This is a genomic window from Dasania sp. GY-MA-18 (genome assembly GCF_024734385.1).
GTDB lineage: Bacteria > Pseudomonadota > Gammaproteobacteria > Pseudomonadales > Dasaniaceae > Dasania > Dasania phycosphaerae.
Genome location: NZ_JANHAP010000015.1, coordinates 42,687 through 64,734, shown reverse-complemented (window position 1 = coordinate 64,734; position 22,048 = coordinate 42,687). Strand labels below are relative to the sequence as shown.

The 22,048-nt window shown below is 45.9% G+C and carries 14 protein-coding genes and 1 pseudogene; 14 read left to right on the top strand and 1 reads right to left on the bottom strand.

The genetic code is table 11. The annotated features are described in order from the left end of the window. Nucleotides 1-35: 35 nt before the first annotated feature. The 10 genes and pseudogenes from NO559_RS15620 (at nucleotide 36) to tadA (ending at nucleotide 13,043) form a co-directional block, all read left to right on the top strand. Nucleotides 36-302 carry a DUF5676 family membrane protein gene (locus NO559_RS15620; protein ID WP_258332813.1) on the top strand — a complete coding sequence of 89 codons (267 nt, stop codon included), beginning with the start codon at nucleotides 36-38 and terminating at the stop codon, nucleotides 300-302. A gap of 779 nt (nucleotides 303-1,081) precedes the next feature. Further along, nucleotides 1,082-1,474 carry a flagellar basal body rod protein FlgB gene (flgB, locus tag NO559_RS15615; RefSeq protein ID WP_258332812.1) on the top strand — a complete coding sequence of 131 codons (393 nt, stop codon included), beginning with the start codon at nucleotides 1,082-1,084 and terminating at the stop codon, nucleotides 1,472-1,474. Nucleotides 1,475-2,789: 1,315 nt separating this feature from the next. Further along, a complete protein-coding gene (gene torT / locus NO559_RS15610; RefSeq protein WP_258332821.1) occupies nucleotides 2,790-3,854 on the top strand; it encodes a TMAO reductase system periplasmic protein TorT in 1,065 nt (354 codons plus the stop codon). Between the two features lie 11 nt (nucleotides 3,855-3,865). Next, complete coding sequence (locus NO559_RS15605) at nucleotides 3,866-5,941, top strand: ATP-binding protein (protein WP_258332811.1); 2,076 nt, start codon at nucleotides 3,866-3,868, stop codon at nucleotides 5,939-5,941. Between the two features lie 356 nt (nucleotides 5,942-6,297). Continuing rightward, entirely contained in the window at nucleotides 6,298-8,154 is a 1,857-nt protein-coding gene (locus NO559_RS15600; RefSeq protein WP_258332820.1) for a TonB-dependent siderophore receptor, read from the top strand. Then, nucleotides 8,151-8,696: a YfiR family protein gene (locus NO559_RS15595; RefSeq protein WP_258332810.1), complete on the top strand. Its 546-nt coding sequence runs from the start codon at nucleotides 8,151-8,153 to the stop codon at nucleotides 8,694-8,696. Before NO559_RS15600 ends, NO559_RS15595 begins: the two co-directional genes overlap by 4 nt. A 44-nt stretch (nucleotides 8,697-8,740) precedes the next feature. Next, nucleotides 8,741-10,285, top strand: coding sequence for an ATP-binding protein (locus NO559_RS15590; RefSeq protein ID WP_258332809.1), 1,545 nt, complete (start codon nucleotides 8,741-8,743; stop codon nucleotides 10,283-10,285). Beyond that, nucleotides 10,257-10,694 carry a response regulator gene (locus tag NO559_RS15585; RefSeq protein WP_258332807.1) on the top strand — a complete coding sequence of 146 codons (438 nt, stop codon included), beginning with the start codon at nucleotides 10,257-10,259 and terminating at the stop codon, nucleotides 10,692-10,694. The genes NO559_RS15590 and NO559_RS15585 overlap by 29 nt, the downstream gene beginning before the upstream one ends. Nucleotides 10,695-10,714: 20 nt before the next feature. Continuing rightward, nucleotides 10,715-12,439 (top strand): annotated as a pseudogene (locus NO559_RS15580) (EAL domain-containing protein). Between the two features lie 127 nt (nucleotides 12,440-12,566). After that, nucleotides 12,567-13,043: a tRNA adenosine(34) deaminase TadA gene (gene tadA / locus NO559_RS15575; RefSeq protein WP_258332806.1), complete on the top strand. Its 477-nt coding sequence runs from the start codon at nucleotides 12,567-12,569 to the stop codon at nucleotides 13,041-13,043. Nucleotides 13,044-13,153: 110 nt separating this feature from the next. On the opposite strand, the gene mltF is transcribed toward tadA, so the two are convergent. After that, nucleotides 13,154-14,599, bottom strand: a complete 1,446-nt coding sequence (gene mltF / locus NO559_RS15570) for a membrane-bound lytic murein transglycosylase MltF (protein WP_258332805.1) — start codon at nucleotides 14,597-14,599, stop codon at nucleotides 13,154-13,156. Nucleotides 14,600-14,802: 203 nt separating this feature from the next. Here mltF and purL point away from each other — a divergent pair, with 203 nt between their 5' ends. The 4 genes from purL (at nucleotide 14,803) to NO559_RS15550 (ending at nucleotide 21,856) form a co-directional block, all read left to right on the top strand. Continuing rightward, complete coding sequence (purL, locus tag NO559_RS15565) at nucleotides 14,803-18,693, top strand: phosphoribosylformylglycinamidine synthase (RefSeq protein WP_258332804.1); 3,891 nt, start codon at nucleotides 14,803-14,805, stop codon at nucleotides 18,691-18,693. 89 nt (nucleotides 18,694-18,782) lie between these two features. Continuing rightward, nucleotides 18,783-20,648: a protein translocase subunit SecD gene (gene secD / locus NO559_RS15560; RefSeq protein WP_258332803.1), complete on the top strand. Its 1,866-nt coding sequence runs from the start codon at nucleotides 18,783-18,785 to the stop codon at nucleotides 20,646-20,648. 21 nt (nucleotides 20,649-20,669) lie between these two features. Further along, nucleotides 20,670-21,590, top strand: coding sequence for a protein translocase subunit SecF (gene secF, locus NO559_RS15555; protein WP_258332802.1), 921 nt, complete (start codon nucleotides 20,670-20,672; stop codon nucleotides 21,588-21,590). A 56-nt stretch (nucleotides 21,591-21,646) separates the two neighbouring features. After that, entirely contained in the window at nucleotides 21,647-21,856 is a 210-nt protein-coding gene (locus NO559_RS15550) for a hypothetical protein (protein ID WP_258332801.1), read from the top strand. The last annotated feature ends 192 nt before the right edge of the window (nucleotides 21,857-22,048 follow it).

Below are 22,048 nucleotides of genomic sequence, written 5' to 3'. Positions count from 1 at the left end.
CGACGCATTTGGAGTCAACGAACGAGGAGGAGGATATGATCAACAGGAATAAATTTGCGGTGGCAAGCGGACTATGTGCGGGGCTATTGTGGGTGATATGTAGCATTCTTGTAGCCCTTTTTCCTCATTACATGCTGCTAATGACAACGCATATGATTCACGTCGATATAACACAGATGGGATGGACGTTGACATGGTCTGGGTTTCTGGTCGGGTTAGCCGGTTGGATGATTCTTGCCGGTGTTGCAGGAGCGTTACTGGCAGTTATCTATAACCGGATGGTTGGCTGTGAAACCAGTTAGGCTAATTTTTTAGATATGCTGAAGAGCAATTATTTTGAGCGGTACTGCTAATGGTTGAAAAGAAAAAATATTTTCAGCCAGACTTTGCGTCGACAATTGAAACTCTCTCAGAGCTGGGAGCACTGGCTGAGAAACTGGCATTTCTGATCCGCAGTAAACTGTGGCTACAGATTCTTGTTTGTATGCTTGGGCATAGGCTTGCTGGTGTCTCCGGAAGCTGCGGCCTTGGTGTCTGATCAAACAAGCTGAACTTGTTACCGGTTGGCTTGTGTTGCCTGGGCATCTGTTTTTGGCATTGATTCAAATGATTATGCTGCGCTTGTCGTGACATCAATTGTGCTTGGTATAGCAGGCGCTGATGACCTGACCAAGCCTCGAAAAACGGGGTTGCGAATCTGTTTTTTCATCATTCAGGTAGTAATAGCGATAAAACCCGCGCGTTCGCTGAAATTTTTCGAGTACTCAAACTTGGCGGACGATTGCATGTGGCGGGCTGGGGAAACCGACTAATGTCCTCATGCGGCTACTGTTTTACTCTATTCGATGGCTGGATGGCTTTGCTAACACGAAGGGCAATGCGGGAGGTAAGTTGCCTAATTTAATTCATATTGCCGGTTTTAATGATGTTTGAATTGCTCATCAATTTTGCAAAGTTTTTGGTACGTTAACGCTTTATCGAGTTTGAAAAGATAAGTGATTATTATCAAGAAAAGTTGGGGAAATATAGTAGTCACGATGAAAATCGATAAAAGAATACTTTTTAACTTAGGATACACACCATGACGATTAATTTTGAAAAGGCACTGGGGATTCATGAGCCAGCACTAAAATTTCGCACCCAAAGGGCAGCTGTATTGGCAAATAACCTTGCCAATACAGACACACCAAATTTCAAAGCACGGGATGTGAGTTTTCAGAGTGTTCTGCAGGAAAAAATGTCAGAAAAAGTGAGTTTAAACCAGACAAGCCAAAGGCACATCGAAGCGCCCGGTGCAGCTACCCCCCCTGAACTCTTGTATCGCACTCCTCAGCAATCATCGATTGATGGCAATACGGTTGAAGAACAGGTGGAACAAGCCGCCTATATGAAGAACTCGCTGGACTTTCAGTTCAGCTTTATCAAACTTAATGGGAGCTTTAAAGGGTTGATGAAAGCGATCAGGGGAGAGTAAGCGCGAGAACACAGATTTTCACCTCTCCCAGACAAAACTAATGCACTTACAAATTTAGAGTCTATCTTACCGCTCAACCGCCGTCGGTAGACTTGGTCATCTGCATAAAACGAGTGGCCAGATTCAATGCCGGTCAGGTCTGGCCGGCAATCGTGTTGAATTTAGCCGCTCCACCATCATCAGGATAACAACAAACAGGGTGCTTTCCCCCGCCTTTATTTGGTCTTGCCTGAAGGTTTGGATGCGCTACCAATAAGATAAATCGTTTGTATGGATTTCTTATCTCTACGGTATTCAAGTAATAATATAATTGTCGATAAGCATCAGCGCTGCCCTCGGTATGCTCTTATTGTTGATTGGGGGCATAGTGCGTCGACTATCGGGCACTGATCTAAAGTATATGAGCGCCTTTTTCACTGTTCAGCCATCGTAACCACTAACAACTCTGCACATCTATGAATGAGCCTCTTTGGGGAGAAGAAGTGGTATGATCCATAAAGACCGTTGGATTAGATCAAATTTAAAGCTCTAAGCTATTGCTCGTCTTGATGAGTTTTGGTTGTTTTTTGTGCGCCCTGGAAATAAATGTAACTTTTTTAAATTTTTTTCTAATCATGGTATTTATCATGGCATTGTCTAAATGTTGAATTTTAACTGTATGAAAAATAAGAAGAAAAATGTCTTATTTACAATCGAGTGGGAGTGACGCTCTTCGCTACTTAGGCTGTTGGCCGATAGTGGTAAAAGCAAAAAAAAACCAGCAGCAGCTGGTTTTTTTTTGCTTGTTATTTTGGTTTACCCAGCTGTGTAGATGGTATTAGGTATTTATTTTTGTTTATTAACAACAACTAATTACAACAAGCTGGCTGGTACTGGGTAAAGCATCTCCTCTGTGCTGGTGATCACTTTAAGTGTAAGCATAGTGAGGCAAACTTGGTGCCAATAAAAATATCATTTAATTAACAATGAAAAGCACAAGGCTTGCTAAAATCCGAAACCTTAGGCGTATCAGTTGTTGTGATAGAGCCAAGGCAGAGTGTTTAAGCTAGTTATTAAGTTGCAGGCAAAAACGCTGTCGAATATTGTTTGAGATAAAAGTTGTTTTGCTGAATTTTCTTGAGTATCACGCAGTTTGCCTCTATTGGGTGGGAAGTTATGGCAAAAGGAATCGAAATAGCCTAATGCTGGTGATTTATTTAGCCTAAGCCTATGTTTCTCAAAGCTTAACGCAGTGATTAAAGGGCGAAAAGATAGGGGTTTTTGTATTTATGAGCTATATAATATATCGACACTAATTAATGGCTAAAATGTGAATATGATAAAAGTAATCGTTGTATTGATGGTTGTCAGTATGCAAAGTTTTGCTTGGGGGCAGCAAAAGTCTTGGTTTCCAGTGGTTATAGACTCAGCAGTAAACCCCTTTGATATGGAGGGTGAAAGCCGCCAACTCAGCTACAACGCGCTTGCTAAAGCCAGTAAAAAATGGCGTTTATGCGTTAGCATTCCGCATCTAAAAGATGATTACTGGATGGCGCTTAATTATGGTGTAGTGCAAGAGTCACGGCGCCAGGGGGTGGCGCTAGAATTTTATCAGGCGGGTGGCTATGGTAACTTGGCTTACCAGATTAAACAGATCAAGCAATGTGTGGCACAGGGTGCTGAGGCAGTTTTGATTGCGGCCATAGATAGTGAAGGTTTAAATGATTTGGTGGCCGAATTGGCCGAAAAAAATATTCCTGTTATTGATCTGGTTAATGGTATGAGTAGCCCCTTAGTGGCAGCTAGATCGTTGGTATCTTTTTATCATGTTGGTAAAGTAACCGCACAATACATTATTGAAATGCAGCGGCAGCTACAACGGCCGTTAAAGTTGGCGTGGTTTCCCGGGCCTGAATCAGCCGCTTGGGTAGAGTTGGGGAATCGTGGCTTTGTTGAGGCTTTGGCGGGGCATCCCATTACTATAGTGGCTACCCGATATGGTGATGTGGGGCGTAAGGCTCAGGGTGAGCTGTTACTAGAAACCTTTGCAGACCATGATGATATTGATGTGGTTGTAGGTAACGCCGCCGCTATTTTGGCAGCGCTGCCTATGGTTAGGCGCTATTCTGGCGTTAATAGGCCAGAGCTAATCTCCTATTATATGACGCGTAGTATTTATAATGCGATTGCAAGGAAGCAGGTGTTAGCGGCTCCCAGTATAGCCGCGGTGCTGCAAGGGCAATTGGCAATAGATCAAACCGTAAGGATTTTAGAAGGAAAATCATATTACAAGCATGCCGGGCCTAGGATAAAAATGATTGATAATAATAATATACAGCAGGTCGATACAGCGGCTATGTTGGCGCCCAATGGCTTTTCAGCTGAATTGTCCATTAAATAAATGATTAATTTATGACACTCACAAAACCCTCTAAACGCTTATTACTGGGCGGTGTTATTTGTTTGATGGCAATTAGTATTATTATTGCTGTGTTTGCGTTTGATCAATGGCGTGCTGCACATAGTAGCTGGCAGCAGCAAGCAAATATGCGAGCCCAAGACGCTTCCAGGACGTGGTTAAATTGGCTGCAGCAATATCAAGAAACCTTATTGACTGTATTGATTCATCAAGAGGCCTCAGAGTATGTGTCAGAGGATGAGTTTTTCACCGCCATAGAGCGCTTAGAATACAGCTGGGAAAGAAACCGTACGGTTGAGGTTGCGGTATTAAAGCGTTGGGCCAGCAGCGGTGATATCTCGGTAGTCCACTCTTCTGTAGTTGATCCCGCTTTGCATGTAGGGGCAATTTTTAAGCCCAGTTCAATTATTGCGAGTGCAATTGCTACAGCAGCTAAGGATGATCGTTTGTACTTTTATCCTATGAATAGCCATAGTGACAATGCGACTAGTTTATTAATTAGCGCTGTGGGCGGGGGGCATGATGATGACTTGTTTGTGGTATCACTTATTTATTTGCAGGAATTGCTTAATGATTTGTCGGCCTTAAACAATGAGCCGGGTTTTAATGGCCAATTAACAATAGAGTCGATTGCGGGTGAGCATTTAACAAAACTCATTGTCAATGGTGATGTTATTTCTGACCCACAATATTGGTTGGAAACACGGTTTTTATCGGCAGGGGCAAACTGGCATTTTCGCTGGTTTTTTGATCATCAGTTTCGCGGAGGGCCCGATTTAGGTAAATTCAAAATCACGGTTTTTTTTGGCTTAGTCATTATTGTATTAATAATGATTTTTGGTTTGTTTTTGATTTACGAGGTTCAGCAGGTCAGGTTAGAGTCTATAAAGCGTAAGGAGGCTGAACTAGCCAATAAAGCAAAAAGTGAGTTTTTAGCCCGAATGAGTCATGAAATACGCACGCCTATGAACGCAGTTGTTGGCATGGCCTATCTGTTAAAACAATCACCGTTAGCAGAAAACCAAAGAGAGCAGCTAGCCAATATAGAGTTAGCCTCACACTCCTTGTTGCGGATCATTGACGATATTTTAGATTATTCTAAAGCTGAAGCAGGTAAGCTAGAACTAGACAATCAAAGTTTCGAAGTTAGCCGTTTAACGTATAAGCTTGAAACCTTGTTCAAGCATGCTGCTGAGAAAAAAGGTTTAAAATTAATTACCCAAATAGCGGCCAGTGTCCCTGCCGTCGTTAATGCCGATGAAACGCGTATTATGCAAGTGCTGAGCAATTTGCTTAGTAATGCTATTAAGTTTTCTAAGCAAGGGGCAGTAGAAGTATCAATAGCTGCAACTGATGTTAGTGATTCAGGGGTGAGATTAATATTCTCTGTGGTAGATAGCGGTATAGGTCTGGATGTAGAGCAGCAGAAAAAAATATTTCATCCATTTACCCAGGCCGATGGTTCAACTACCAGAGAGTATGGCGGTACTGGTTTAGGCTTGGCTATTTGTCAGCAGTTGGTTGAGCTGATGGGCGGTGAAATAGGGGTAAGCAGTATTAAGCACAAAGGGGCAGAATTTAGCTTTTCTATACCCGTACGCTCAGCCGGGGCTAATCACGGCCATGATAAGACTAGTGATTATAGGAGTGAAACAAATAATGAGCGGCGGCTATACTCTGGCTTGAAAGTGCTGCTAGCCGAGGATAACTTAGTCAACCAAGCTGTTGCTAAAGGAATGTTGGAGCATTTTGGTATAGCGGTAGATGTGGTCGCCGATGGATTGGAGGCGGTGGTTAAGTTAGATAATATTGCTGCCGACACTTACGCACTAATATTTATGGATATAGATATGCCTGTTATGGATGGCGTAACTGCCGCTGTTGAAATTCGACGGCGGCCGCAATGGCAGAAGACTCCCATTGTCGCTATGACCGCTCACGGTATGGTAGGCGACAAGGAGCGGTTTTTAGCGGCTGGTATGAATGATTACCTCAGTAAACCCATAGATCCTAAGCGTTTAAAAAACTGCATTATCAAAAATATCCATTCTAGGCAGGGTCAGGCCTAGTTAGCAGTTCAGTTTTAGTTCTCATGATTAGCTACTGTGACGTTTAGTGGCTCCTGTATTCTTTATCTTTAGCAACTTATTTTGTTAATTTCTATATTGCTATATACATAATTTTTTTTATCAGCAAAAAAGATATAGACGCGATTAATTGCTGCTGGCAATAAAGTCACTGTGAGCTATTTTAAATGGGGAGCTTAATAGATGTTTTTAATCTATAGCGATTAATTTTATCAACCCAAGCTGTGGATATTGGTGTTTATGGCCGGAGCTAATATTAAATGGATTTCTTAGGGTTACATCAGGCTAATCACAGTTTTTATTCTCGGCGCCAAACTATACTCGGTTATCTATTGTCAATGCTACTGGTTTCATCGGGTAGTCTGGCTGACGAAGTTGCACCCCCCCATTTTTCATTGGCAGATTTAAGTTTAGAGCAGCTGGCCAATATTGAAGTGACCTCTGTTGCCAGGAAAAACGCATTACTATCAGAGTCGCCAACCTCCATATTTGTTATTACTCAAAGTGATATACGCCGATCTGGTGCTAATAGCCTGCCAGAGGTGTTACGTATGGCGCCTAATTTACAGGTAGCGCAGGTCGATGCTTATAGATATGCCATTAGCGCTCGCGGTTTTAATGGCTCGGTGAGTAATAAACTACAGGTGCTAATAGATGGCCGCATGGTCTATACCCCGTTGTTTTCCGGTGTGTTCTGGGATGCTCAAGAGGTAATGCTTGAAGATGTAGAACGTATAGAAATTATTAGCGGGCCGGCTGCAGCTATTTGGGGGGCCAATGCCGTTAACGGGGTGATCAATATTATTACCCGCTCTGCTGGCAATACAGCGGGCGGGCTTATTAGTGCTGGTGCGGGCAATATGGAAGCGAATGTAGCTGCTCGTTATGGCAATAAGCTTGGGGAAAATGCTGACTACAGGATCTATGCCAAATTTTTAAATAGACAGCCCAGCGAGCGCGCCGACGGTGGCGATCAAGAGGATGGCTGGGATAGTTTACAAACAGGTTTTCGTATTGATTGGCAGTCTGGTGCGGATAACCTGCAGTTACAAGGGGATGCCTATAGCGGGGAGATAGAGTTACCCGCACCTGGGCACCGAGAAACTGCTGGTGCCAATCTACTGCTGCACTGGCGGCGTGAGCTGGGTGTTAATGAAGGGGTGGCTGTTAGTGCCTATTACGATTATACCTCTAGAGATTATCCAGGAATTTTTGCCGAACATTTGCGTAGCTACTCTATAGATTTTCGTTATCACTTTCAGCCGCTGCCAGCACACAGTGTGCAGTGGGGAATGGATTATCGCGAAGCAAAAGACAGCATCAATAATACTCCAGTATTAGCTTTTTTACCGGCCACAAAAAACTTGAGTTGGTACTCATTGTTTGTGCAGGACGAAATTAAGTTAAGTGAGAAACTACTACTCACCCTAGATGCACGGGTAGAGCGCAATGACTATTCGGGAACGGAATTTATGCCTGCCGCCAGATTGGCTTGGTATATTGATAACAAACAATTGCTATGGGGGGCTGTTTCTCGAGCAGTGCGTACGCCTTCGCGTATAGATAGCGATTTTTATTCGCCAGGACTAGAGCCTTATTTAATAGCGGGTGGTGATGGTTTTGAGTCTGAGACCGCGCAGGTTTATGAACTAGGTTATAGGCAATCGTTACAGGCTGTGAATTGGTCGATAACCGCTTTCTACGCTGAGTACGATGATTTGCGTACTGTGGAACCTAACAGCATGGGGGCCTTTACTCTGGCTAATGGTTTGACAGGTGTTTCACAAGGTATAGAAACCTGGGGTAGTTGGCGCTTAAGTGATAGCTGGCAATTAAATGCTGGGCTGTTAATTCAGCAGCAGCGTTTTAATTTAAAGTCTAGCAGCGCCGATCTTAATAATGGTGAGAGTGAGGGCAATGATCCTTCGCATCAGTGGAAGCTACGCTCACAGTGGGATATAGCTGATGATAAGCAGCTAGATATAACCGTGCGTAGGGTAGGCGCTTTACCTCAGCCCGAGGTGCCTGCTTATGTGGCGGTGGATGCACGCATAGCTTGGCAGTGGCGGCGAGATATAGAGCTAGCCTTAACAGGGCGAAATCTTTTTGATGGCCAGCACCCAGAGTTTGGTACCAGCCCCTTGCGTACCGAAGTAGAACGTAGCGTTTATCTGTCGATAAGGTGGCAGCAGTGAAGAGATATACAGCAGTTACATCCGCTAAGGTTTTACTGCTCTGTTTTATCTGTAGTTTAAGTTGGTCGCAAGAGGTGGCAACTGAAGCTCGTGTTAAGGCAGCTTTTCTATATAAGTTCTGCAATTATATACGTTGGCCAGTAACTGTTTTCCCTGATGCTCAATCGCCGCTGAAAATTGCGGTGATAAACGATGATGTTATGGCCCATGAACTACAGCACGTTGTTTATGATCGTATAGTCGCCGGTAGAAATGTTGAAGTTTATAGTTTCTCTTCGGTGTCTGAACTAGAGGGAATGCACGTCATTTATGTTGCTGGTGAAAAATTTATGCAGGTTCATCAAGTGTTAACCCTGTTACTAGAAAAACCAGTGTTAACAGTTACTGAAATTACTAATGGCAAGCGAGTCGGGATGATTAATTTCGTTATAGAAAATGATCGTGTGAGATTTGATATAGAAAAACACTATGCGGAAAAGTCAGGGCTAAAACTAGGGGCTCAGCTATTGTCTGTGGCACGCAAGGTATCAACGAGTGACTAAATATGAGTATACACTCTATACGTACTAAGCTTATGGTGGCTATTATGGCTACTACTATCATTGCCTTAGTTATTTCTTCAGGCGTTAAATTGTATAAAGATTTATCGCATTATCATGAAAACTACAGCAATGAAATGCTGGCTCAGGCCTCAATGCTTGCCAGAGTGAATACGCCCGCATTGCAGTTTGATGATAGTGACTCTGCAAATGAATATTTATCTTACTCAGATGACCGGGATTATATCCAAGCCGTGGCAATTTATAATGAACGTGGAGGATTGTTTGCCCATTATACTCGCTCAGATATTAGTAAAGATAGCTTGCCAGCTTTGCCTGATTCTGAAGGTATTAAAGTCGAGGGTGATGCCATCCTTGTATTTAAGCGGATAGTGGCAAATGATGAAATACTGGGTACGATTTATTTGCAGGCGGACTATAAGTTATTTGACAAGCTTTTACTTAATCTTAGTTTTACCTTAATTGGTGCTATTTTAGCTGTTTTTATTGCTTTCCTGCTTTCACTCTGGTTACAGGATACGGTTACCAATCCTATTTTAAAGGTTGCCGGTTTGGCGCGTAAGGTTATGCAGGAGCGAGATTACTCCTTGAGAGCAACTAAGGTGAGCGATGATGAGGTTGGCGGATTAGTTGAAGCGTTTAATTCCATGCTGGCAGAAATAGAAAAAAGCAGCAAGAAACTATTGGATGCCAATAGAAAAATGAGCCAAGAGGTTAAAGAGCGAAAATTAGCTGAAAAGGCTTTGCGTGAATCTGAGTCTAAAGTTTTGCGTCTCAATGTGGAGCTTGAAAAAAGAGTTAAGGATAGAACACTGCAGTTAGAGACCATCAATAAAGAGTTAGAGTCATTTAGTTATTCAGTGTCACACGATCTTCGTACGCCGTTAAGAGCCATAGACGGTTTTAGCCAAGCATTATTAGAGGACTATCAAGACAGCTTTGATGAAATGGGTGCCGATTACTTAGATAGAATTCGTTTGGCTGCGCAGCGTATGGGTATTTTGATAGACGATATGCTGAACTTATCCAGGGTTAGTCGGACCTCCTTTAAATTCGAAAATGTCAATTTAAGTGAGCTGGTAGAAGAGTTATTTACAGAGTTGCAAGAAGATAATCCTGAACGCGACGCTGATATACAGATAACTTCCGATCTTAGTGCAACATGCGATAGGCAAATGATGCGTATAGCCTTGCATAATTTACTGCATAATGCGTGGAAGTATTCCAGTAAAAAAGACAAGACCCACATAGAGTTTGGGTTGCGGCAAAAAGAGGGGAAAGCGGCATTTTTTGTCCAGGATAATGGTGCTGGTTTTGATATGGCTTATGCGGGTAAGCTTTTCGGTGCTTTCCAGCGCTTACACTCTTCTGATGACTATCCCGGGACTGGTGTGGGCTTGGCCACTGTTAAAAGGATAGTGAGTCGCCACGGTGGCGATATATGGGCTGAGTCGAAAGTGGGCGAGGGGACGGTTTTTTATTTTACTGTCTCTGGTGATAGCAGTGCCAGTAATCCGGTTGATAATCTAGGGAGTGATTTTAATGAACAACAATCCAATATTGTTAGTTGAAGATAATCCAGACGATCAGCAGTTAGCCTTGCGAGCGTTTAGAAAAAGCAAGCTGAATAATGAGATTGTTGTGGCTAGTGATGGCGTTGAGGCCTTGGACTATTTATTTGCAACCGGCAGTTACCAGGGGGTTAAAACGGTATTGCCAGCGGTAATATTATTGGATCTCAAGCTGCCTAAAAAAGATGGCTTGGAAGTGCTGCAAGAAATTCGAGCTAATGACACTACTAAGTATCTTCCAGTAGTGATTGTTACTTCATCAAAAGAGGAACAGGATTTGGTGAGTGGATATAAATTGGGTGCCAATAGCTATGTTAGAAAGCCAGTGGATTTTAATGAATTTGTGCAGGCTGTTAGTCATTTAGGTATGTATTGGTTGTTGCTAAATGAGCCAGTGAATACGGTGTGAGTTATATAAGGGAGTATGTTATGAGCAACGATAAGGTCGAGATACGTGCCTTGTTAATTGAAGACTCTGAAGATGATTGTTTGTTGTTAGTTAATGAGTTGTCGCGTGGGAATTTTTCTACAAAATATACGGTTGTTGAAACTAAAGAGAGTTTGAAGGAAGCGTTGAAATATCAGTGGGATATTGTTTTTTGTGATTACTCCATGCCGGATATGATCGGTACAGAGGCTCTTGCAATTGTTAGGGGGGTAGATAGGCAGACGCCTTTTATTTTTGTTTCTGGAACTATAGGTGAAGAGCTTGCCGCAGAGGCTATGAGGATAGGCGCGCAGGACTACATTATGAAAGGGAATTTTAAGCGCTTAATTCCTGCAGTGCAAAGAGAGCTGGCAGATGCTAAGAGTAGGCTACAACACAAGGCTGCGGAGGAAAAGTTAAATCATATAGCCAATCATGACGATTTAACTTCATTGCCTAATAGGTTTAGTTTTGTTAAGAGTTTGTCGAAGTTGTTACGTAGTGGCGAAGCTAATAAGGCTATGGCATTGATTTATTTAGACGTTGATAGGTTTAAATCGGTTAATGACAGTTTAGGCTATAAAGCAGGTAACTTGTTGCTGAAAGAAATCGCTGCCCGACTTAAACGCTGTTTGACCGCTGAGGATCTAATTGCAAGATTGGCTGCCGATGAATTTGTTGTTTTGCTAGCCGATGTAAATAATGTCGAGCAGGTAAGCAATTTCGTTAAGGGCTTAGCTGAGGTGTTGGATAAGCCTTATGATATACAAGGCTGTAAGTTATATATGACCCACAGCTTTGGTGTAGCTATGTGTCCAGGTAATGGCAAAAACGCCAGTAGTTTATTGCGCAACGCCGATATTGCGCTGGGCAAAGTTAAAAACGAAGGCGGTCAAGGTGTGCAGTTTTATAATGCAAGTATGGCGGTAAGATTAGAGGACCAGCTTGAGTTGGATCATGCCATGCGCACCGGGCTAGGCAGGGGTGAATTTGTTTTATATTATCAGCCAAAAATCGAGGTGGCCACGGGTAAAATACTCAGTGTTGAGGCCCTAATACGTTGGAATCGTGAGGGGGTAGGTTTGGTTTCCCCAGCCCATTTTATTCCCTTGGCAGAAAAAACCGGTTTTATTTTGCCCATGGGTGAGTGGGTTTTACGTCAGGCTTGTGCTGATGCCAAGCACTGGCTTTCATGTGGTTTGCCCATAGTTCGTATTGCAATCAATGCCTCGGCCAGGTAGTTTTATTTGGATGACTTGGTTGCAATGGTGGTTCATGAGTTAAATGCACATCAATTAAGTTCAGCCTCATTGGAGGTGGAGATTACCGAGACGGCTATTATAAAAGATGCCAAAAAAGCGTTGTTGTCATTGTCTGGTTTGCGGGAGCAGGGTATTAAGGTTGCGCTTGATGACTTTGGTACTGGCTACTCTAGTCTTGTGCATCTTAAAAATTACAAAGTCGATTTTCTGAAAATTGACCGCGAATTTGTCAAAGGTATTCCGCAAGATAAAGACTGTATGGCTATATGTTCAGCCATTATTGCCATGGCGGCTAAACTGGAGGTGGCTGTGGTGGCTGAGGGGGTAGAAACCGCTGGCCAGTATGATTTTTTGCGCAGGGAAGGCTGCAAGTTTATCCAGGGCTATTATGTGGCCAAACCCATGGTGGCTGATCAGATTGAATTGATGTTGCAACAACAGTCTCTATTGCCGCTACACGCCTAGCGGCAATTTCCTAAGGTTTTATCGCTGCTCAATGCGGCTTGTATCAAGCCGTTTATCTATTTTTATGCTGCTATGATTGTTATTATCCGCCTTCTTGTACTGGGTGTTTATAGGGAGTGGGTGGCAGGTGTTGACTGACGAATACTGGATGGCAAAAGCGCTGCTCTTAGCCGAGCAGGGGGCAGCCAAAGGTGAAGTGCCGGTAGGAGCCATCTTGGTGGCTGATGATAAAGTGCTGGGTCAAGGCTATAACTGCCCGATTAGCAGTAACGACCCTACCGCCCATGCCGAGGTGATGGCTGTGCGGGATGCGGCCACAGTATTAGGCAATTACCGCCTGCCCGAAACTACCCTGTATGTTACTTTGGAACCTTGCACTATGTGTGCGGGAGCCTTAGTGCATGCGCGGGTGACGCGCGTGGTTTATGGGGCCACCGAACCTAAAGCGGGGGTGGTGGAAAGTAATCCCTGTGTGTTTGAGGGCGAGCACTTAAATCATAAAGTGGCCTATCAGGGCGGGGTGTTAGCCGCAGAGTGTAGCGCTATGCTCAGTACGTTTTTTAAAAAACGGCGGGAAGAGAAGAAGGGAGTCGCTAGAGGGTAGCTGCTAGTAAAAGCAGGGCTCCGGCTTACACCAGAGTGACGACTAGCCCTAGCGACTATAAGCTAGGAGCTATAGGCTATGAAACTATAGACTAGGAGCTAGAGACTTTTTCATAACGCATCAAAACTCCCTAATAAACTCTCTGGTAAATATTGATCCATTTGTTTGGGTGGTGGGGTGCGATTTTGGCTGAGTTCCGACCACTGCAAATAATTATAATAATGCCGTATATTTTGCACATAGGTTAAGGCTTCCTGGCCGCGGGCGTAGCCGTATTTGGTGTTTCTATACCAGTTACGTTTTTGTAGTAATGGCAGGCGGGTTTTAATGTCGGCCCATTTATTGGGGTCGCCTCCCTGTTGTTTGGTAATTTTTCTCACGTCTTTTATGTGGCCCAGCCCCAGATTGTATGCAGCCAGGGCAAACCAGGTGCGGTCGGGTTCTTTGACGGCACTGGGTAATTTGCGTTTTATTTTTTTGAAATAAGCGGCGCCGCCCTGCAGGCTTTGCTCTAAGTCCAGGCGGTTAATTATGTTCATTTCTTTGGCGGTGCTTTGGGTAAGCATCATCATGCCGCGCACCCCAGTGGGTGAGCGCGCTCTAGGGTTCCAGTGAGATTCTTGATAGCTAATCGAGGCCAGTAGGCGCCAATCTATATTGTATTGCTGGGCGGTTTTTTCTATTAGTTCGCGGTACTGGGGCAGTTTATTATCCACCGCTTTGGCAAAGGTATTGGTGCTGACTTGTTCTTGTTCTTCGGCGTGGCTGTAAAAACGCTCTTGTAATTGTTGTAAGGTACCGTCTTCAGTAATTTCTTTAAAAAAGGCTGCTAGTGAGAGCAGTTGCTGTTCGCTGTGGGCGTTTTTAGGTAATGCCCAAGCCAGCTGCCCAGGGTCGCCAATTTCAAAGGCAGGACGCAGGCTGGGGTAAAAGCCGCGATTGGCGATAAAGTCGTTGGAGTCGATAACGGTGTAGTCACTTTCGCCGTTGGCCACCATGTCTAGCAGATCTATGGTTTCTGCATCAGGTGCTTCGTGCCAGCTTAATTCTGGGTGCTGCAGTTGTAGTTGCTGCAGAATTTCGCCATGGCTGCTACTGGTCATGATGACCATACGGTTGCCTATAAGGTCGCTTAGCGCCTTGGGTTTGCGGTGAGTCTTGCGGTTGTAGATTACCCACTGCTGCACATCTAAATACGAGGGCGAAAATAGCCACTGCTGTTGCCGTTGGGGGGTGATGGTTAATCCGGCGGCGGCTAAGTCGGCGCGATTTTCCCGCAGCGCGGTAAAAATATCATCCAGGCTGTGCACCGAGACAAATTCCAACTCTAGGTTTTGAAATTCGGCGTAGCGTTTAACTAGCTCATACTCAAAGCCGGTGGGGCCGTTTTTATCTTGGTAGTAGGTGGTGAGGCCGTTGCGAGTGACTACTTTGAGATGGGTTTTGTTGTCAGGCTCCAGCTTGCTGAAATCGCAGGCGCTTAACAACATCATTAGCCACAGGCTGCTTAGCAGCTGGCGTAGTCGTGGGGTCAGTGTTACTGGGTAGTAATGCATAGCGCTTATTTTAGCAGCCTGGACTGGGCTTGTATTTGCTTATCATTGGCGAAAAAATAGCCAGCGCTTTAGGGCCGGCATAGCTATTTTAATAAATGACGGATTTTAGCGCCCTCTAGCCCTACAGAAACATAACTCTTTTGTAAGAATTCAAGTAGAATGGGGGCTTTTTAATACTCCCCTTAGGAAGGAATGAATTCAGTATGCTGATAAATCGTGGCGCCCCAGCACTATCAGAGTTTCGTATCCAAAAGCTTGTTGCTCAACTAACCAAGTCTATTCCCGGCCTAGAAGGTATTTACGCAGAGTTTGTTCATTTTACAGACGTAGACGGTGAATTACCCAAAACCAAACAAAAGGTTTTAGAAAAGCTACTCAGCTATGGCCCCAAGGCTAAAGCACAAGAGGCTGAAGGCTTGCTGTTTTTAGTGTTGCCGCGCCCAGGCACCATTTCTCCTTGGTCTAGTAAGGCTACTGATATAGCGCACAACAGTGGCCTTAAGGCCGTGAAGCGTATAGAGCGCGGTATTGCCTTTACGGTGATGGGCAAAAAAAGCCTCAAACCCGAACAGGCCGAGTTATTAAAGTCACTGATTCACGACCGCATGGTAGAGGCGGTTTATACCAAGCTGGAACAGGCTGAGGCGCTATTTGAGCACGAGCAACCCAGCCCTATGACCACGGTTAATGTGCTTAAAGGTGGCCGCAAAGCGCTGCTTAAAGCCAACCAAGAATTGGGCTTGGCTTTGGCTGATGATGAGATAGATTACCTGGTTGAAAGTTTTAAAGGCTTAGAGCGCAACCCCAGCGATGTAGAGCTAATGATGTTTGCCCAGGCCAACTCAGAGCATTGTCGCCACAAAATTTTTAATGCCAGTTGGACCATAGATAACAAGAAGCAGCCGCACTCGCTGTTTAAAATGATTAAAAACACCAATGAATTGGGTGGTGAGAACGTATTGTCGGCCTATTCCGATAATGCCGCCGTAGTAGTGGGCAGCAAGGCCGGGCGTTTTTACCCTGATCCTGAAACCTATACCTACAATTATCACCACGAAGATATACACCTGTTAATGAAGGTGGAAACCCATAACCACCCCACGGCGATAGCGCCTTTTTCAGGTGCCGGTACTGGCTCTGGCGGTGAAATACGCGACGAGGGCGCGGTAGGTAAGGGCTCTAAGCCCAAGGTGGGCCTCACCGGTTTTACCGTGTCTAACCTGTATATCCCTGATTTTAACCAGCCTTGGGAGCTGGACTATGGCAAGCCCGAGCGCATAGTTTCGGCGCTGGATATTATGATAGAAGGCCCCATAGGGGGCGCAGCCTTTAATAATGAGTTTGGTCGCCCCAACTTATGTGGCTACTTCCGTACTTATGAAGAAACCGTCAATGGCCCCGCCGGCATAGAGCGCCGCGGCTATCACAAGCCCATTATGATTGCCGGTGGTTACGGCAATATTAAAGCCGAACATGTGATAAAAACTGAATTCGATGCTGGCTGTAAGCTGATTGCCTTAGGTGGCCCCGCCATGCAAATAGGCTTAGGTGGCGGCGCGGCTTCTAGTATGGCTTCAGGTAGCTCTACCGAAGATTTAGACTTTGCCTCAGTACAGCGCCAAAACCCCGAAATGGAACGTCGCTGCCAAGAGGTAATAGACCGCTGCTGGGCCATGGGCGAAAACAACCCCATAGCCTTTATTCATGATGTGGGTGCCGGTGGTTTGTCTAATGCTTTCCCCGAGCTAGTAAAAGACGGCAACCGTGGTGGCAACTTTGAATTGCGCAAGGTGCCCAACGACGAGCCGGGCATGTCGCCCTTAGCCATTTGGTGTAATGAGTCGCAAGAGCGCTATGTAATGGCGGTGAAGCCAGAAGACTTAGCCACTTTTGAGCAAATCTGTGAGCGCGAGCGCTGCCCATATGCGGTAGTGGGCGAGGCCACCGATGAGCATCACCTGCGGGTGGGCGATACCCACTTCGAAAACAACCCCGTCGATTTGCCCATGTCGGTATTGTTTGGCAAACCCCCTAAAATGCACCGCAAACTGTCGCGTATTAAAGTTAAAGGGGTGAAGTTTAACACTCGTTTTGTAGAGCTAGAGGAAGCTGCCGAGCGCATACTCAAGCTGCCTACCGTGGCCAGCAAAAACTTCCTGATCACCATAGGTGACCGCAGCATTACCGGCATGGTCGCCCGCGATCAAATGGTAGGCCCCTGGCAGGTGCCGGTAGCCGATAGTGCGGTGACTACCGTTTCCTACGATAGCTATGCCGGTGAAACCATGGCCATGGGTGAGCGCACCCCTATGGCATTAATCAATGCCCCTGCCTCTGGCCGCATGGCGGTAGGTGAGGCGCTTACCAATATTGCCTGTAGTGCGATAGCCGATATCACCGATATTAAATTATCGGCCAACTGGATGTGTGCCGCAGGCCACCCTGGCGAAGACGAAAAACTTTATGACACCGTAAAAGCGGTAGGCATGGAGTTGTGCCCAGCCTTAGGCTTGACCATACCTGTGGGCAAAGACTCTATGTCTATGCAGACCACTTGGGATGCGGGCAACCACACTAAGTCAGTCACGGCACCTATGTCGTTGGTGATCTCGGCCTTCAGCCCTGTTACCGATGTGCGCAAATCGATTACCCCACAATTGCGCACCGACCAAGGTAATACCGACCTACTGTTAATTGACCTAGGTATGGGTAAAAACCGCTTAGGTGCCAGCTGTTTAGCGCAAGTGTATAACCAAATTGGCGATACCCCAGCAGATGTGGATAACCCAGAGCACTTAAAAGGCTTTTTCAATGCCATGCAAAAAGTGCTGGATAAAGAGTGGGCTATCGCCTATCACGATCGCTCTGATGGCGGCCTGTTTGCAACCCTCTGTGAAATGGCCTTTGCCGGTCACTGCGGTGTAAATATAGATATTAGCGAGTTAGGCGAGCAAGACCTGGCGGTATTGTTTAACGAAGAGTTAGGCGCGGTACTACAAGTTAAGCGCCGCAGCCTGAAGAGCGTGATTAAGGCCTTTGCCGATCAAGGCATAGCCGCTGCGGTTAAACATATAGGTGAGGTCAGCAGCGATGACCAAATCACCATTAAGCGCGGTGAGGCGGTGTTATTAAGCCATCCCCGCAGCCACTATCAGCAAATGTGGTCAGAGGTCAGCTACCGTCTACAGGCGCTGCGTGACAACCCCGAGTGCGCGCAGCAAGAGTTTGATTTAATCGCCGAAGATGATCCCGGTCTCTCTACCAAGCTAACTTACGACCCCAATAAAAATGTGGCCGCTAAGTTTATGAAAAAGCGCAACAAGCCCAAGGTGGCGATACTGCGCGAGCAGGGCGTTAACGGCCAAATGGAAATGGCGGCGGCTTTTGATAAGGCCGGCTTTGCTGCTGTAGACGTACACATGAGCGATATATTATCGGGCCGTGTAACACTGGACGAATTCAGAGGCCTAGCCGCCTGTGGTGGCTTCTCCTACGGTGACGTATTAGGTGCTGGTGAAGGTTGGGCCAAGACTATCTTGTTTAACAAGCGCGCCCGCGATCAATTTGAAGCCTTCTTCCACCGCGAAGACACCTTTAGCTTAGGGGTGTGTAATGGCTGTCAGATGATGTCTAACCTTAAGAGCTTAATCCCCGGTGCCGACCATTGGCCACGTTTTGTACGCAATAACTCCGAGCAATTTGAAGCCCGCGTATCGCTGGTTGAAATTCAAGAATCACCCTCCATATTACTCAAGGGCATGGCTGGCTCATATATGCCGGTCGCGGTTGCCCACGGTGAAGGCCGCGCTGAGTTTGGCAGTGCCAAGCAGCAGCAAGCCTTGGCGGCTACTGGTCATGTAGGTATGCGCTATATAGATAACCACCTGCAGGTCACCGAGCGTTACCCCGCTAACCCCAACGGCTCGCCTGAGGGTATTAGTGCGGTGACCAGTGCCGATGGCCGTGTCACCATTATGATGCCTCACCCCGAGCGGGTGTTTCGCGCGGTGCAAAACTCTTGGCAGCCCGATGAGTGGGATGAAGATGGCGCTTGGATGCGTCTATTCCGCAATGCGCGGGTTTGGGTGGGCTAGGTCCAGCCTTTAACAAGTACCGTAAGACCTTAATAACAAGAACAACCCTAGAGCGCTGCCATTAAGGCGGCGCTAATAATGGAACAACTATGCTTAATAAAACTCCTGTTTGGAAATACCTGCTGATAGCGTTTATTGTCAGCGTGGGTTTCTTTTATGCCGCCCCTAATCTTTATACCCCCGATCCGGCGGTGCAAATTTCCGGTGAGAGCAGCGCCACCTTAATCGATGACAAAGCCCTAAGCCGCGTTACCGAGGCACTGCAGGAAGCCGGCATAGAATATTTTGGCGAGGAGATAGGCGATAAAGCAAAAAATGCCTTGATCCGCCTGCAGCATAGGGATGATCAACTGCATGCCCAAAGCGTGATACAGCGCGCGCTGGGTGATGGTTACATCGTAGCCTTAAATCTAGCCTCAACCACCCCTGATTGGTTGAGCAGCTGGGGTGCAGAGCCCATGAAGCTGGGCTTGGATTTAAGTGGTGGCGTGCACTTTTTATTAGAGGTGGATACTCAGGCTGCCTTAGCCAAGCGTATGGAGTTTTACAACACAGGCATTAAACGCCAGCTGCGAGAAGAAAAAATACGCGGTTTTGTCAGCCTGGATGAGCAGGGCGGTTTTATTCGCGGTAAATTTAAAACCGAAGAGCTGCGCCAACAAGCCAGCAAAAAAATACGCAGCGAATACCCCGAGTTGGTACGTGAAGATATAAGCGGCGACAGTGGTTATCAATTACGCTGGACAATTTCAGAAGCCAAAATCAAAGAGATAGAGGACTACGCAGTAGGCCAAAACTTAACGACCTTACGCAACCGTGTTAACGAGTTGGGGGTGTCAGAACCCTTGGTACAGCGTCAGGGTCGCAACCGCATAGTGGTGGAATTACCTGGTGTACAAGATACCGCGGAAGCCAAGCGCATATTAGGTAAAACCGCCAACCTGGAATTTCGCTTAGAGGCCAAGCTTAGCGCCAGCAGTGCTACCCGCGAAGAATTCCAATACCGCGATGAGCGCCGTGGCACTGCATGGTTAGAGCGCAACGTAGTGATTACCGGTGAGCGTGTGGCCAACGCCGCCGCAGGTTTTGATCCGCAAACCAGCCAGCCCGAAGTTAACATCACCCTGGATAGCGAAGGCGGCAGCATGATGCACCGCGTTACCCGCAATAATATTAAACGTCGTTTAGGGGTGTTATTTATAGAGCGCAAAAGCCGTACTCGTTATGAAATCAACGAGGCCGGTGAAGAAGTGGCGGTGCGTATACCCTATGATGAAAAGCGCATTATCAGCTTGGCCACCATACAATCGGCCTTGGGGGTGCGCTTTCGTATTACCGGTTTAGATAACCCCGCCGAAGCGGCCGAGCTAGCCTTGTTGCTGCGCGCCGGAGCCTTGGCTGCACCCATGGATTTTGTGGAAGAGCGTACCGTAGGGCCGTCATTAGGTGCCGAGAATATTCAACTGGGCTTAATGTCGGTACAAATTGGTTTGACCTTGGTCGCCGCCTTTATGATTTTGTATTACCGCGTCTTTGGTGTGATAGCGGTGGTTGGCTTGGCGGTCAATATGGTATTGCTAGTGGCTATGATGTCGCTAATGTCGGCTACCTTAACCCTGCCGGGCATTGCGGGTGTGGTATTAACCGTAGGTATGGCAGTAGATGCCAATGTGTTGATTTTTGCCCGTATAAAAGAAGAGCTTAATAATCGCATGTCGCCGCAGCAGGCGATTAACTCCGGCTATGAGCGTGCCTTTGTTGCCATTATGGATGCCAACCTCACTACCTTATTAGTAGCGGTAATACTTTATGCCGTAGGTACCGGCCCTGTGCGTGGTTTTGCTGTGACTTTATCGCTGGGTATTATCACCTCAATGTTCACTGCCATCGTTGGTTCTAGAGCGTTGGTTAATTTAATTTATGGCGGCCGTAAAGTCGGTAAGCTTTCTATTTAGCACGGAAATAACGGTTATATTATGTCAGAACAAAAAATAATTAATTTTATGGGGCAGCGAAAAATTGCTGCCGGTATTTCTCTAATATTACTGCTGCTGTCTATAGGCTCGCTGGCAATCAAGGGCTTAAACTTTGGTTTAGATTTTACTGGCGGTACTTTGGTAGAGGTAAACTACAGCGTCGCTGAGCCTTTGCAAAATGTGCGCAAAACCTTAGAAAATGCCGGTTATAAAGGTGCTGTGGTGGTTAACTTTGGCTCCGATACCGATGTGTTGGTGCGCTTGCCTCATGGCCATAGTGATCAGCTAGGTAATGAAATCATCCAGACGCTAAGCCAAGATGTCAGCAGTGAGATAGAGCTGCGTCGTGTCGAGTTTGTCGGCCCGCAAGTCGGTGATGAACTAAAAGAGCAGGGCGGCCTAGCTATGTTAATGGCTTTGGGTTTGGTGATGCTTTATGTGGCGTTGCGCTTTCAGTTTAAATTTTCGGTAGGTGCGGTATCCGCGTTAATACACGATGTGATTATTACTTTGGGTATATTTTCTATCTTACAAGTCGATTTCGATTTGACGGTATTGGCGGCGGTATTAGCGGTGATTGGTTACTCGCTTAACGATACTATCGTGGTGTCTGACCGCATCCGTGAAAATTTTCGCAAGGTGCGTAAAGCCAGCCCTATAGAAATTATTAACATATCTTTAACCGAAACCTTGGCAAGAACCTTGGTGACCTCCTTAACCACCTTGTTGGTATTAATTGCCTTGTTTGTTTTTGGCGGTGAGTTAATACACGGTTTTGCTATGGCTTTGCTAATTGGTGTGTTTGTTGGTACCTATTCATCGATTTATGTGGCTGCCAATGTGCTGCTTGCTATGGATCTTACTAAAGAAGATTTAATCCCACCTCAAAAAGAAGGCGGTGAGGTTGATGAGCTCCCTTAATTTTTAAACTGGCTGGGCATAGTGCCTGACCTTAACCACTGTAGAAAGGATGAACCATGAAAACAGTAAAGAAGACGTCTGAGTACACCATTAAGCAGCGTAACGACGAGCGTTATGCAGTAATCGGTGCCGATAAAAAAGCGATCAACGGTGAAGAGAAAGTAAAAATTCTTTTAGCTGAAGGCTTAATCAAGCTAACTGAAGCTGCGCCTGCTCCTGTAGAAGAAGCGCCTGCTGAAGAAGCTGGCGAAGAAGCAGCTGAGTAATTAGTCTTGCTTTTTGGCTAAACAAGCCAGACTAAAAAAAGCGTTAGTTGTTATGGCTAGCGCTTTTTTTATGGCTGCCAAAAAACTTGATAATAAAATCAAATAGCTTGCGCGCTAGGCTTGAAATAATGGCTGGTGGGTGAGAAGAAAACTGGGAGAGAAGAGAGCGGGAGCTACTTCCCTGTAGCGAGT